The following is a 13,823-nucleotide window of genomic DNA, read 5'->3' as shown; positions in this document are numbered from 1 at the left end:
CAGTTAACTCTTCGCGGCGACGTTTGCCGGTCGCGGCGCGCTGACCTGCAGAAATCCGTACTATCCCGGGCAATGACGCCCAGAAACCGGGACTGGAGCCGACTTGCCGGAGTTACTACGTACGCACTCTCCGATCGTCCTGGTCGGATCCGACGCGCTGGCCACGCGACTCGTCGAGGACCTGGGCCGGCTCGAGGACATCGCGACCGGGAGGACTACACGCGGTGACGGTCTACCCCCGGGATGGGTGACCGTCGTCGTCGAGGACGACGAGGGTCCGTTCGTCGCGCACCTGCGCCGGGCCGGGGCCCGGATCCTGGTCGGATCCGGCCGCGACAAGGCCGTGCTGAAGGCGGCCGGGGTCGGGGCGGCCGCCGTTCTCGTGCTGCTCTACGAGGAGGACGCCGCCAACCTGCACGCCGCACTCTCCGGGCGCGAGCTCAACGGCTCGGTCCGGCTGGTGATCCGGATGTACGACGAGAAGCTGGCCGCCCGGGTCGAGGCACTCTTCCGGCCGAACTGCTCGGTGTTGTCGTCGTCGCTGATCGCCGCGCCGTCGTTCGTCGACGCCGCGCTCGGCGACGGGCAGCAGCTGATCGAGATCGGCGGCCGGACGCTCAACGCCGGGCCGCCGGACACGGTCGCGGGGGCGCCTCTGGTCGTGCTGGCCCGGCCCGACCGCTCGGAGCCGGAGGGCACCGAGCTGCTCCCCGACCGGGACGTGCCGGACGCCGAACTGGTGCTCGGGGCCCCCGCGCTCCGGATCGTGCCGCCGGCTCGGCGCCGGCTCCGGATGAACTGGCCGGGCACGGTCACCGGCTGGGCCAGCGGACGGCTGCGGTGGGCGCTGGCCGGGCTGTGCGCGCTGGTCGTGGTGGGCACGATCGTGCTGCGCCGCAGCGGCCTGGGGATGAGCTGGCTGGACGCGTTCTACAACATGGTCTCGACGCTGACGACCGGGGCGCCGGACGGCGTCGAGGGGTCGGGCACCGGGGTCACGCTGTTCGTCGCCGGGTCGATGCTGGCCGGCGTCGTCCTGATCGCGCTGATCACCGCGTTCGCGATCGACGATCTGCTCGGCAGCCGGCTGTCGGGCGCGCTCGGTCCGCCGGTCGGCTCGATCTCCGGCCACGTCGTGGTGTGCGGGCTGGGGACGATCGGGGTGCGGATGGTCGAGCAGCTGCGCGCTTCCGGCGTCCCGGTGGTGGGCATCGACACGTCGCCGGACGCCGGGCTCGCCCGCCGGCTGGGCGTCCCGATCGTGCGGGGGGACGCCAGCGACGAGCACACGCTGTACGCGGCCCGGGCCCACCGGGCCCGGAGCGTCGTCGCGGCCACCGACGACGACACCGCGAACGTCGAGGTGGGGCTGGCGGTCTGGGCGCTCGACCAGGACGTCCGGATCGTCCTGCGGCTGTTCGACCAGGACCTGTCCGACCGGATCACCGGCGCACTCCCCCAGGCGGTCTCGCTCTCGGTCTCGGCGGCGGCCGCACCGGTGTTCCTGGCCGCGATGCTCGGACGCGAGGTGAAGGCCGCGATCGGGCACGGACGCCGGGTGCTGCTGGTGGCCGAGGTGCCGGTCGGCGCGGGTTCGCCGGCCGACGGCCGGCCGCTGCGGGCCTTGGAGGTGAGCGGCCGGGTCCGGGTGTTCGCGCAGGAGCGCTCCAGGGGGCGGACCCGGGTGCTGACCTGGAGCCCGTCGCCGGACGCCGAACTCGCGGCCGGTGACACGGTGCTGCTGGTGGCTACCCGGTCGGGGTTGGCCGAGGTTCTGCTGCGGACCGGAGCGGGCCCCTCTCCTGGTCCGGCTCCGGCTTCGCCCCCGGCTCCGGCTCGGTCGGAGCCGGGGGTGAACGGCGCGCCGGCCGGGCGTCGGTTCGGGCCGGGGTCGGGCCGGTTGGCCGGTCGGTGGCGGTCCGACCGTGTCGCCGTACCGACACGTTGGAGCCAGTTGTCGGTGGTGCGTGCGATCCTCGGGCAGCAGGAGGCCCGGGATCACAACCGCCGGGCCGGCGACGCGGTGGAGGCGCCCGATGAAGACCCTCGCGGCTCCCGGTGACACCTGGGGCATCCCCGGTCCGACGTTCCTGTTCGGGCTGACGGTCCTCGGTGTCGCGGCGATCGGGCTCACGCTGCTGCTACGGCGGGGAATCAGCCGAGGCCGGGCGGGCGGGGCGGCCCGGCCGGTGTCCGATCCGTTCGCACTCGCGTTACTCAGCGGCGGGGTGAACCGGGTCGTCGAGGCGGCCATCGCCGGTCTGCGGGCCCGTGGGCTCGTCGACGCGGTCTCCGGCGGGGGCGTCACGGTCCGCAGCTGGTCGACCAGCGGCCTGCACCCGGTCGAGCTCGCCGTCCACCACGCGATCGGGAACGGTTGCACCCGGGTCTGGACCATCGCCAAGGACCCCGGCGTGGTGTCCACGATCGAGCCGCTGCGCACCCGGCTGGAGCTCGACGGTCTGTTCCTGTCGGCCTCGCAGCGCACGACGTTCCGGCTCGTCGGCCTGCTGGTGGCGCCGGTGATCGCGCTCGGCGTCCTGCGGGCCCTCGCCGGCTCCGCCAACGGCAAGCCGATCAGCAACCTGCTGTTCCTGCTGGTCTTCCTCGGGCTGGCGCAGCTCTTCCTGCTCCGCCAACCGGCGCCGCTGAGCGGCCGGGCGGTGCGCGAGACCATCCGCGCCGAGTCGTCGCGCAACTCGCACCTCCAGCCGTCGTACAACCCGTCGTGGGCCGCGTACGGCGCGGGCGGGGCCGCGCTGGGCGTCGCGCTGTTCGGTACCGCGTCGCTGATCGCGGCCGACCCGGCGTTCGCGGCCGAGGCCCAGATCCGGCAGGCGGCCGCGGCCAACTCGTCCGGGTCGTACGTCGACAGTGGTGGGTCGTCGTGCAGCAGTTCGTCGTCGTGCTCGGGCGGGTCGAGCTGCGGCGGTGGCGGGTGCGGGGGTGGCGGATGCGGGGGCTAGCGGCGCCGGGTGACACCTGGGGCATCTCCGGGCCCACGTTCCTGCTCGGCTACGGGGTGCTGATCGTGGCCGCGGTCGTGCTGACCGTCGCGGTGCGGCGGGGTATCGCGCGTGGGTCGTCGGCCGGCTCGGCCGTGACCGATCCGTTTGCGCTGGCCTATCTGGCCGGTGGGCCGGCTCGGGTGGTGCAGGCCGCGGTCTCCGGGCTGCGAGCCCGGCGTCTCGTCGGCGCGGCCAAGCGCGGCGGGGTGACGGCCGTCGGGAAGTCGCCCAAGGATCTGCCTCCGGTGGAGGCCGCCGTCCGGCGGGCGATCAGTGGCGGTAAGCGGCACGTCGGGCCGCTGACCGAGGACTCCCGCGTCCGGTCCGCGGTGGAGAAGACCCGCCGTTCCCTGGCCGACGCCGGCCTGGTGCTGTCCGACGCCCAGCGGACGAACTACCGGGCCGCCGGGCTGATCATGCTGCCGGTGCTCGCGCTGGGCCTGGTCCGGTACTGGATCGGGATGGAGCGCGGCAAGCCGGTCTTCTACCTGGGCCTGCTGCTCGTCGCGGCCGCGGCGGTCCTGGCGTGGTTCGTCCTGCGCCGCCCGCCGGGTCGCACCGCGGCCGGGGCGTCGGTCGTCCGGGCGGCGACCCGGCAGCACGAGCACCTGGATCCGAAGCTGTCGCCGTCCTGGGCCGCGTACGGCGCGGGCGGGGCCGCGATGGGCGTCGCGCTCTGGGGCACCGCGGCGCTGATGGCCGCGGACCCGGCGTTCGCGGCCGAGGCCGAGCTGCACCGGATAGCGGCCGCGTCGAGCGGCGGGTCGTCGTACGTCGACAGCGGGTCGTCGTGCTCGAGCGGATCGAGCTGCGGGGGCGGGTCGAGCTGCGGGGGCGGGGGCGGATGTGGTGGCTGATCCGTCGAGGATGTGGCGGAGGGTACGGCTGTGGTGAAGGGTGTGGTGGGTCGTGCTTCCTGATCTCGGGGTGGGCGTCGGATGGCGGCCGGAGATCGCCGGGATCGTCGCCGACCTGCCGGGGCTGCGGTTCGTCGAGGTCGTCGCCGAGGGCCTGCACCCACACGGCCCGCTCTCCGGGCCTCTGGCCGGGCTGCGCGAGCGCCGGGTGACCGTCGTGCCGCACGGCGTCCGGCTCTCCCTCGGCGGGGCCGAGCCGGTGTCGGCCGAGCGCGTGCGCCACCTGGCCGCCTGCGCCGCTCTGGTGGACGCTCCGCTGGTGAGCGAGCACATCGCGTTCGTCCGCGCCGGGGACGTCGAGGCGGGTCATCTGCTCCCGGTGCCGCGGACCCGCGCGGCGGTGGACGCGCTGGTCGCGAACTACGCGCGCACGGTCGCGGAACTCGACGTGCCGCTGGCGCTGGAGCCGATCGCCGCGCTGTTCGACTGGCCCGACGACGAGTACGACGAGGCCGACTTCCTCACCGCGGTACTGGACCGCACCGGCGCACTGCTGCTGCTGGACATCGCGAACGTCTACGCGAATGCGAGGAACCGGGGCCACGATCCGCTGGCGCTGCTAGACCGGTTGCCGCTCGATCGGGTGGCGTACGTGCACGTGGCGGGCGGACGCGAGCACGAGGGGCTCTATCACGACACCCACACGGACGCCGTCCCGCCGGAGGTGCTGGAGTTGGTGACCGCGCTGTCCGAGCGGGTCACCCCAGCCGGCTGGCTGCTCGAACGAGACGGCGCGTACCCGCCGGCCGAGGAACTGAGAGCCGAACTGACGTCGATCGCCGCCGCCGTGAAGGCCGGCGCCACCGCCGCCCACCCCCGATGACCCACGATTCCGCCCCGAGGGGCACCACGGATGCAGACACTGCGGCCCACCCGGCGGCCGAAGACGCTGGGGTGGGTGCGGGAGGCACCGCGGGCGGGGGCGCTGAGGAAGGGGCGGGTGGTGTGGCGGCCCTTGGGGTGGCGCAGGCCGCTCTGGTGGCGGCCCTCGTGGCCGGCGGCCCGTTGCCCTCGGGCTTCGACGCGACCCGGGTGGACGCCGCCCGGCGAGCGCTGCTGCGCAAGCGGGCCGGCGAAGTGGGGAAGGCCTGGCCCCTGCTCGCGGGCAGCCTCGGCCCGGCCTACCTGCCCCGGTTCGTCCAGTGGGCCGCCGGCCGCCCACCGGCCGGTTCCTACGCCGACGGGCTGGCCTTCGCCCACCACCTCCGGGCCGCGAACGAGCTCCCCGACCTGGCCCGCGAGGAACTGGAAGCCCGCGAGCCGAAGGCCCCCATCCGCCGCTGGTTCAAGCGCCGCCCGATTCGCTGAGCTCTGCCACCCAGACCGCGCCGGGCCTAGCGCAGAGCGTGTTCCAACAGATGACGCTCGTGGTCGATCAGGCGCAGATCCCGCACCGGACGCTTCAGGTGACCCTTCTGCACGATCCGCACGAAAGCCGGCTCCCCCGCCTCCGCCATCCGCCGGATCCCCTCGATGTGATCGACGATCCGCGTCCTTATCGTCCGCACCAGCCGAGCCCGGTCCCGCGGCGTCAGCCCGTACGCGTCCGCGAACAGGCGGAGCCGCCGCGGCCGGTCGGGGTGCCGCCAGCCGAGCGTCCGCGAATCGCGATCCGAGAACAGGGGCACCCACGTCCAGGCCGAGTACGCCACGTCGTAGATCCGCGCCCCGGGCGACGAGAGATCGAAGTCGATCATCGCCAGCGTCCCGTCCGGCCGCCAGACGACGTTGTGCGGCGCCGCGTCGTGGTGACAGATCACCTCGGTGTCGGGCGGCGGCGGCCCGAAACTCCGCCAGCGGGTGCCCGGCGGCGGCACGAACCCGGCCTGCGCATCGTGGAACAGCCGCAGCATCGTCGCGACCGTGACCAGCGCCTCGTCAGTCGTCCAGTGCGGCTTCAGCGGGTACTCGCCGGTCTCGCCGTCGAGATACGAGAGGACCTCGCGGCCCTTCTCGTCGATACCGAAAGCGCGGGGTGCACCGGTGAACCCCACCGCCTCGAGGTGACGCAGCAGCGCGTGCACGGCCGGCGTCCACGGGCCGGCCGTCCGGCGGACGGTGTCACCGACCCGGACGACCGTGCTGACGCTGCCGCCCTCGAGCGGGATCTCCTGTTGGGTCACGCTGCCTCGCCGAGGAGCGCATCGACGAACGCGGCCGGCTCGAACGGAGCCAGATCGTCCGGACCCTCGCCCAGCCCGATCAGCTTCACCGGGATCCCGAGCTCGCGCTGGACGGAGATGACGATGCCGCCCTTCGCGGTGCCGTCGAGCTTCGTCAGCACCACGCCGGTGACGTCGACGACCTCGGTGAACACCCGGGCCTGCAGCAACCCGTTCTGACCGGTGGTGGCGTCGAGCACGAGCAGGGTCTCGTCGACCGGCCCGTTCTTCTCGATCACCCGCTTGACCTTGCCGAGCTCATCCATGAGGCCCACCTTGTTCTGCAACCGGCCGGCGGTGTCTACGAGCACGGTATCCACCTTCGCCGCAATTCCCTGCCGAACTGCATCGAACGCCACCGAAGCGGGGTCGGCACCTTCGGGGCCGCGCACGGTCTCGGCGCCGACCCGCTCGCCCCAGGTCTGCAGCTGATCGGCGGCCGCGGCCCGGAACGTGTCGGCCGCGCCGAGCAGCACCGTGCGGCCGTCGGCGACCAGCACCCGCGCGACCTTTCCGCAGGTCGTGGTCTTGCCGACCCCGTTCACGCCGACCATCAGCAGCACCGCCGGACGATCCTCGTGCGGCGCCGTGTGCAGCGACCGGTCGGCGTCCGCCCCGATCGCCGCGATCAACTCCTCGGCCAGCAACGCCCGCAACTCCGACGGGTCACGCGTGCCCAGTACCCGGGTCCGCTCGCGCAGCCGCTCGACGATCTCGGTCGTGGCGGCGACTCCGACGTCGGCCGTGATCAGGGTGTCTTCGACCTCTTCCCAATCGTCCTCGTCGAGGTGATCGCGGGAGAGGAGGGTCAGCAGGCCGCGGCCGAGCGCGTTCTGCGACCGGGAGAGCCGGGAGCGTAGGCGGACCAACCGACCCGCGGTCGGCTCCGGGACGTCGAGCGCCGGCGGAGCCGGCTCGACGACCTGCGCCTCTTCCGGTTCCGGAGGCGCCAGCGTGTCGGTGCCGCCCGACACCTCGTCGGCGACTTGGCCCGGGGTCACCGGGGGCAGGTCGATGCGCCCGCGGCGACGCGGAACCAGCAGCCCGATGCCCGCGCCGATCAGGACGACGAGCAGGACTGCTCCGAGGATCAGGTACTCCATGACACGAATCCTGTCAGACCCGTGCTTCCTTCGTCGTCGTGGCTCCACAGCAACCGCTCACCCGGCGGTCATCCGGTCGATGCCGGGATGAAGGATGATGAACGAATGGCTGAGCTCGAACTGGGTCCGGTGCTGCGGCACGTCACCGAGACCAGCGTGACCGTGTGGGTGGAGACCGACACGGCCTGCGAAGTCGACGTGCTGGGACGCCGGGCCCGCACGTTCGAGGTGCACGGCCACCACTACGCGTTGGTGGTGGTCGACGGCCTGGAGCCGGGCTCCCAGCAGGAGTACCAGGTCACGCTCGACGACCACCTCGTCTGGCCGCAACCGGGCTCGAACTACCCGCCGTCGCTCCTGCGGACGCTCGACCCCGATCGGCCGCAGCGGCTGATCTTCGGGTCCTGCCGGCACGCCACCCCGGACGCGCTCGAGCAGCTCGGCTACGAGCCCGACGCGCTCGACACCTACTCCCAGCGGATGGCGACCCAGGAGCCCGACCGCTGGCCCGACGCCGTCCTGCTGCTCGGCGACCAGGTGTACGCCGACAGCACGTCGCCGAAGACGCAGGAGTACATCAGGTCCCGGCGACCGGTCGACGCGCCGCCGTTCCTCGAGGTCGCGGACTACGAGGAGTACACCGCGCTCTACTCCGAGTCGTGGAGCGACCCCGACATCCGCTGGCTGCTCGCGAACGTGCCGAGCGCGATGATCTTCGACGACCACGACGTCCGGGACGACTGGAACACCTCGTACGAATGGCGGCGGGACATCGAGGCCACCTCCTGGTGGCGCGACCGCATCATCGGCGGCCTGACCAGCTACTGGGTGTACCAGCACTTAGGGAATCTCTCCCCGGCCGCCCTGGCGACCGACCCGATGTGGCTCGCGGTCCGGGCCGCCGGCGACGCCGGTGTCGACGCCGCTCCGATGCTGGAGAAGCTGGCCGAGACCGCGGACGGCGAGGTCGACGGCGACCAGGACGCGGCCGGCATGCGCTGGAGCTACACGATCGACTACGGGCGCACCCGGGTCGTGGTCGTCGACACCCGCTGCGGGCGCGTCCTGACCCCGACCGAGCGGACGATGATCAGCGACGCCGAGTTCGCCTGGCTCGCCGAGCAGTTCGAGGGCGACTACGACCACCTGCTCATCGCGTCGTCGTTGCCGTGGTTGTTGCCGTGGGCGATCCACCACATCGAGAACTGGAACGAGGCGATCTGCGCGGGCTCGCGCGGCCCGCGGATGGCCAAGTTCGGCGAGGTCGTGCGCCGCGCGGCCGACCTGGAGCACTGGGGCGCGTTCGCGCAGTCGTTCGAGCGGCTCGGGGAGCTGCTGGCCGAGGTCTCGCGGGGTGAGCGGGGGCCGAAGCCGGCCAGCATCAGCGTGCTCTCCGGGGACGTCCACCACGCGTACGTGGCCAAGGCGTCGTTCGACCCGCCGGGGTCGGTGCCGGTGTACCAACTCGTCGTGTCGCCGGTGCACCAGACGGTTCCGCAGGCGATCAAGGTCGGGTTCACGATCGGGTGGAGCCGCACGGCGGCCGCGATCGCGCGGCCGTTGGCCCGCTGGGCCAAGGTGAAGAAGTCCGCCGTGCGGTGGGACCGGCTCGCCGGTCCGTTCTACGGCAACGAGCTCGGCACTCTGGTGATCGATGGGCGGGTGGCGAGGTTCAGTCTCGAACGCGCCTTGCGGACGCCGGGCAGCGCGCCGCGCCTGGCGACGGTGAACCAGACGCCGCTGTCGTGGCGGGACGACACGACCGCGGAACCGATCGCGCCGTTCCCGGCCCGAGCGCAGCTCAGCTAACACTCCGGACGTCGCTCACGAGAACGACCCCGCTGCTCGGCGGGGTCATTCTCGGTGTGTCAGCGACGGATCGAGGAGGAGGCAGTCATGAGCTACGGAACCGAGACCTACGAGGAGTCCGGCTCGGCCGGCGACGACTACTTCTGCTACGAGAACGGCTACTACTACCGAGCCTCCCGCTGATATCCACAGCGCCCACAATCCCCCTGCCGCTGCCCCTCACTGACAGTTACGCTTCCTCACACCAGAAAGCCGACCCGAGGAGGCGCCCCATGACCCAGATCACCATCGACATCGACCCGATGCTGCTGAACGCCGCTCAGCGTGCGATGAGGGTCGGAACACCCGCCGAGGCCGTCGAGGCTGCCTTCCGCCAGGTCGTCCAGGAGGCCCGTGACCGGGGGCGGGCGTTCATGGCTGATCCGGCGAACTGGCCGATGGTCGCCCACATGGTCGACGAGGAGCACGACCGCAGCCTCCGGGCATGACCGGGTACATCGCCGACACCAGCGTGCTGGCGCGCTATCACCTCGCGCCAGTACGTGACCGCCTGGATTCGCTGCTCTCCCGCGGTCTGGTGTCACTGTGTTCCGCGACCGAGCTGGAGTTCCTGCGCAGCGCACGCAGCCGGCGTGACTACGAGCGTCTCAAAGACGAGTTCCTGTCCATGTTCACGTGGACGGCGATCGATGAGCGGGTGTGGGACCAAGCGTTGGGCGTGCTGCGCAACCTCGTTCCGCGCGGTCACCACCGGGCGCCATCAGTCCCCGATCTCCTGCTGGCGGTCGTGGCGGCGCGGGCGCGGCTGACTGTGCTGCATTACGACCGGGACTTCGACACGATTGCCGGGGTCACCGGACAGGCCACCGAGTGGGTGGTACCCGCCGGCTCGGTCTAAGCCGTCGCCGTGTCCTTCAGGCGCTGGCTGATCACCTGCGTGATCCCGTCCCCCCGCATCGACACCCCGTACAGCGCGTCCGCGATCTCCATCGTCCGCTTCTGGTGCGTGATGATGATCAGCTGGCTCGAGTCCTGCAGCTGCTCCAGCAGCGTGATCAACCGCCCGAGGTTGGTGTCGTCCAGGGCCGCCTCGACCTCGTCCATCACGTAGAACGGCGAGGGCCGGGCCCGGAAGATCGCGACCAGCAGCGCCACCGCGGTCAGCGACCGCTCCCCACCCGACAGCAGCGACAGCCGCTTCACCTTCTTGCCCGGCGGCCGCGCCTCCACCTCGATACCGGTCATCAGCAGGTCGTCCGGGTCGGTCAGGAAGATCCGGCCCTCCCCGCCCGGGAACAGCGTCCGGAACACGATCTCGAACTCGCGCTGAGTGTCCTCGAACGCCGACTTGAACACCTCGAGGATCCGGTCGTCGACCTCCTTGACGACCAGCAGCAGGTCGCGCCGGGTGTCTTTCAGGTCCTCGAGCTGCGTCGACAGGAACTTGAACCGCTCCTCCAGCGCCGCGAACTCCTCCAGCGCCAGCGGGTTGACCTTGCCCAGCAGCTGCAGGTCCCGCTCGGCCTTCGCGGCCCGCTTCTCCTGCGTCGGGCGGTGGTACGGCAGCGCGGCCGGCGGTGGTTCGCCGTTCTTCTCGGCCTCGGCGATCTCGGCCTGGGTCGGCGGCACCGGCATCTGCGGCCCGTACTCGTTGGCCAGCGTGTCGACGTCGATCGCGAAGTCGTCGGCGGCCTTGGACTCCAGTTGCTCGATCCGCATCCGCTGCTCGGCCCGGGCCACCTCGTCGCGGTGCATCGCGTCGGTGAGGCGGTCCATCTCGGCCGCCAGTTCGCGCACCCGGGCCCGCACGCCGGTCAGCTCGGCCTCCCGGGCCACCCGGGCCTCGGCGACCGCGTCCCGCTCGTCGGCCGCGGCCACCAGCGACGTCTCGATCCGCCCCAGCGCCACCCGGGCGCCACCCGACACGGCCCGCGCCACCGACGCCCCGCGGGCCCGCGAAGCCCGGGCCGCCGCCGCCCGGGCCTGGGCGGCCCGCTCGGACGCGGCCGCCCGCTCCAGCGACTCGGCCCGGCCGGCCAGCGACCGCACCCGCTCCTCGGCCGTCCGGACCGCGAGCCGGACCTCCATCTCGTTCTGCCGGGCCTGGCTGGCCAGCGCGTTGAATTCGTCCCGCTCGTCGGTCGACGGCTCGTCGTCCAGCGGGGTCTCCTCCGCGGCGACCAGCCGTTCCTCCAGCGCGGCCAGGCCTTCGAGGTCTTTGTCGCGCGCCTCCTCGGCCCGCTGCCGTCCCTGGGCCAGCCGGTCGGACTCCCCCCGGGCCGACCGGGCCGCGGCCGCCAGCTCGGCGATGCGCCGGGAGGCCTGGTGCCGGGCCCCCTCGGCCTCCTTCTGCGCGGCCGCGACGACCCGCACCTTCTCCTTGCGCGACTCGGCCTCGGCGCGGGCGGCGTCCAGCTGGGCCCGGAGGCGTTCGCCGCGGCGCTCGGCCTCGGCCCGGTGATCGCGGGCGTCGTCGACGGCGGCCTGGATCTCCAGCGCGCTCTGCGCCCGGGCGGCGCCACCGGCGGCTTCGAGCGCGCCGACCACGTCGCCCTCGGGCGTGATGGCCCGGACACCCGGTTCCCGCGAGATCAGCGCGCGAGCGGCGTCCAGAGTAGGAACGAACGCGACCTGGTGGAGCACGCGCCGCACCGTCGGGCGTAGGTCGTCGTCGACCTTGATCAGGTCGACCGCCCAGCGGGAGCCGTCCGGCAGGATCGGCCAGGGCCCGTCGGAGTCCGACGGACCGGACGAGACCAGCAGCGTCGCGCGGCCGGCGTCGGCCGACCGCAACCACTCGATCGCGTCCGCGGCCGACTCCACGGACGCGACCGCGACCGCGTCGGCGAGCGCGCCGAGCGCGGCCGCCAGGGCCGCCTCGTACCCGGCCTCGACCGACAGCAGCGCGGAGACGCTGCCCAGCAGCCCGGGCACGTGGTCTCCGGCGCCCAGCAGCGCTCCCGCGCCGTCCTTTCGCGACAGACCGAGCGCCAGGGCTTCCTGCCGGGCCTTCCATTCCGACGCTTCGCGCTCGGCGACGCGCTCGGACTGGGTCAGCTCGCGGACTCGCGCCTCGGCGGCTTCCAGTTCCTCGCGGGCGGCCGCGTGCCGGGCGAACAGGTCGGTGTCGCCCTCGTCGAGCCCCTCGGCGGCCTCCTGGGCGACGTCGAGCTCGCCCTGCGCCTCGTCGGCCCGGCCGCGGGCCTCGGCGAGCGACGCCGACAGGCGGGCGATCTCGTCCTCGGCCGCGGTCGCCCGGGTGCGCAGCGCGTTGACCTGCCCGGTGAGGCGGGCCAGGCCCTCACGGCGGTCGGCGACGGCCTTCATCGCGGCGACGTGGGCGCGCTCGGCGTCGTAGGCCCGGCGCTCGTACTCGGCGCGGGCCTCGGTGGCCTCGGCCAGCCGGTCCTGATCGGCCTCGAGCGCCTCGGTGAGCGCCTCGTGCTGCTCGCGGACGACCGCGGCCTCGCGCTCCAGGGCCTCGGGGTCGCGGGTCGGGCGGCTCTCCTCGGGCTCGGCGGACAGGTAGCGCAGCCGCTCGTCGGCCAGTTGGGCCAGCCCACGGAAACGTTCCTGCAATGCCGACAGCCGGTACCAGGTGTCTTGGGCCCGGGCCAGCACCGGCGCGTCGGCCGCCATCTCGGCGTCGAGCTGGGCCTCGCGGGCCCGGTCGGTCTCGAGGTCGGCGTCGACCTGGGTGCGGCGGGTGCGCACCGCGGCCTCGTCGGCGACGTCCTGTTCCAGCGCGGTCCGCAGCGTCACCAGGTCGTCGGCGAGCAGGCGCAGGCGCGAATCGCGCAGCGCGGACTGCACGCCGGCCGCGCGGCGCGCGACCTCGGCCTGCCGGCCGAGCGGCTTGAGCTGACGCCGCAGCTCGGCGGTGAGGTCGGTCAGCCGGGTGAGGTTGGCCTGCATCGCGTCGAGCTTCCGCAGCGCCTTCTCTTTGCGCTTGCGGTGCTTGAGGACGCCGGCCGCCTCCTCGATGAACCCGCGCCGATCTTCCGGACGCGACTGCAGGACGCTGTCGAGCTGCCCCTGGCCGACGATGACGTGCATCTCACGGCCGATGCCGGAGTCGGACAGCAGCTCCTGGATGTCGAGCAGACGGCAGGGATCGCCGTTGATCTCGTACTCGGAGTCGCCGGTACGAAACAGACGCCGGGTGATCGACACCTCGGTGTACTCGATCGGCAACGCGCCGTCGTGGTTGTCGATCGTCAGCGTGACCTCGGCCCGGCCGAGCGGCGCCCGGCCCGCGGTACCGGCGAAGATGACGTCTTCCATCTTGCCGCCACGCAGCGCCTTGGCCCCCTGCTCACCGAGCACCCAGGCGATTCCGTCGACGACGTTCGACTTGCCGGAACCGTTCGGCCCGACGACGCACGTGATTCCCGGCTCGAAGCGCAGGGTCGTCGACGAGGCGAAGGACTTGAAGCCCCTCAGCGTGAGGCTCTTGAGATGCACGGTTCTCCGGCGGCGCGGGTGGGGGAAGGTTTACTGGACCATACCTTCCCCACCAGCAGCAACTCGCGCAGTCGGGGTCGTGTCGGTACGGGCCGGTGCGGCGGCCCTCCGCGATCGCCCAGCTGAATTGCCGGGTCAGACGGGCTGGTGCTCCAGCTCAGCCACCCGGCTCAGCTCCGAATCGCGGTCGGAGAGCTCGGCGGAGAGCCGGTCGTTCTCGGCGCGGAGTCGAGCGATCTCGAACTCCAACGTCCGTACCGACCCGCGCAGCCGAACTACCTCGTCGCGCAGTCGACCATCGGCAACATTGCCGACGTGGCCGAAGAGGGCCTTAGCCATGGTGTCTCCTCGTATGGGCGT

At 72.7% G+C, this 13,823-nt stretch carries 12 protein-coding genes; 8 read left to right on the top strand and 4 right to left on the bottom strand.

Translation table 11 applies throughout. The annotated features are described in order from the left end of the window. Nucleotides 1-103 precede the first annotated feature (103 nt). The 5 genes from FL583_RS15255 (at nt 104) to FL583_RS15235 (ending at nt 5,233) form a co-directional block, all read left to right on the top strand. Nucleotides 104-2,062: an NAD-binding protein gene (locus FL583_RS15255; RefSeq protein ID WP_142705282.1), complete on the top strand. Its 1,959-nt coding sequence runs from the start codon at nt 104-106 to the stop codon at nt 2,060-2,062. After that, nucleotides 2,037-2,966, top strand: a complete 930-nt coding sequence (locus tag FL583_RS15250) for a TIGR04222 domain-containing membrane protein (RefSeq protein ID WP_142705281.1) — start codon at nt 2,037-2,039, stop codon at nt 2,964-2,966. The genes FL583_RS15255 and FL583_RS15250 overlap by 26 nt, the downstream gene beginning before the upstream one ends. After that, nucleotides 2,888-3,865 (top strand): TIGR04222 domain-containing membrane protein, encoded by a 978-nt coding sequence (locus FL583_RS15245; RefSeq protein WP_142705280.1) that lies wholly within the window; start codon nt 2,888-2,890, stop codon nt 3,863-3,865. Before FL583_RS15250 ends, FL583_RS15245 begins: the two co-directional genes overlap by 79 nt. 52 nt (nt 3,866-3,917) lie before the next feature. Further along, nucleotides 3,918-4,748: an MbnB/TglH/ChrH family RiPP precursor modification enzyme gene (locus FL583_RS15240; RefSeq protein WP_142705279.1), complete on the top strand. Its 831-nt coding sequence runs from the start codon at nt 3,918-3,920 to the stop codon at nt 4,746-4,748. Between the two features lie 122 nt (nt 4,749-4,870). Next, nucleotides 4,871-5,233, top strand: a complete 363-nt coding sequence (locus FL583_RS15235) for an SCO6045 C-terminal-like domain-containing protein (RefSeq protein ID WP_142705278.1) — start codon at nt 4,871-4,873, stop codon at nt 5,231-5,233. A 26-nt stretch (nt 5,234-5,259) separates the two neighbouring features. Here FL583_RS15235 and FL583_RS15230 read toward each other — a convergent pair whose 3' ends face one another. After that, complete coding sequence (locus FL583_RS15230; RefSeq protein WP_035857132.1) at nt 5,260-6,048, bottom strand: phosphotransferase; 789 nt, start codon at nt 6,046-6,048, stop codon at nt 5,260-5,262. Beyond that, nucleotides 6,045-7,190 carry a signal recognition particle-docking protein FtsY gene (gene ftsY, locus FL583_RS15225; protein ID WP_142705277.1) on the bottom strand — a complete coding sequence of 382 codons (1,146 nt, stop codon included), beginning with the start codon at nt 7,188-7,190 and terminating at the stop codon, nt 6,045-6,047. The genes FL583_RS15230 and ftsY overlap by 4 nt, the downstream gene beginning before the upstream one ends. 105 nt (nt 7,191-7,295) lie before the next feature. Between ftsY and FL583_RS15220 the strand changes: the two genes are divergently transcribed. From FL583_RS15220 to FL583_RS15210, 3 genes are all read left to right on the top strand, one after another. Then, complete coding sequence (locus tag FL583_RS15220) at nt 7,296-8,999, top strand: alkaline phosphatase D family protein (protein WP_142705276.1); 1,704 nt, start codon at nt 7,296-7,298, stop codon at nt 8,997-8,999. A 272-nt stretch (nt 9,000-9,271) separates the two neighbouring features. Beyond that, complete coding sequence (locus tag FL583_RS15215; protein ID WP_142705275.1) at nt 9,272-9,487, top strand: type II toxin-antitoxin system VapB family antitoxin; 216 nt, start codon at nt 9,272-9,274, stop codon at nt 9,485-9,487. Then, on the top strand, nt 9,484-9,897 hold the full coding sequence (locus tag FL583_RS15210) for a PIN domain nuclease (protein WP_142705274.1): 414 nt from the start codon (nt 9,484-9,486) through the stop codon (nt 9,895-9,897). Before FL583_RS15215 ends, FL583_RS15210 begins: the two co-directional genes overlap by 4 nt. On the opposite strand, the gene smc is transcribed toward FL583_RS15210, so the two are convergent. Further along, complete coding sequence (gene smc, locus FL583_RS15205; RefSeq protein ID WP_142705273.1) at nt 9,894-13,463, bottom strand: chromosome segregation protein SMC; 3,570 nt, start codon at nt 13,461-13,463, stop codon at nt 9,894-9,896. The two genes, FL583_RS15210 and smc, sit on opposite strands and share 4 nt — an antisense overlap. Nucleotides 13,464-13,598: 135 nt before the next feature. Further along, nucleotides 13,599-13,802, bottom strand: coding sequence for a hypothetical protein (locus FL583_RS15200; RefSeq protein WP_142705272.1), 204 nt, complete (start codon nt 13,800-13,802; stop codon nt 13,599-13,601). Nucleotides 13,803-13,823 lie beyond the last annotated feature (21 nt).

Source organism: Cryptosporangium phraense, from assembly GCF_006912135.1.
In the GTDB taxonomy this organism is placed as follows: domain Bacteria; phylum Actinomycetota; class Actinomycetes; order Mycobacteriales; family Cryptosporangiaceae; genus Cryptosporangium; species Cryptosporangium phraense.
Note: the sequence above shows the minus strand (reverse complement) of the source record. Positions and strands in the feature narration are given on the sequence as shown.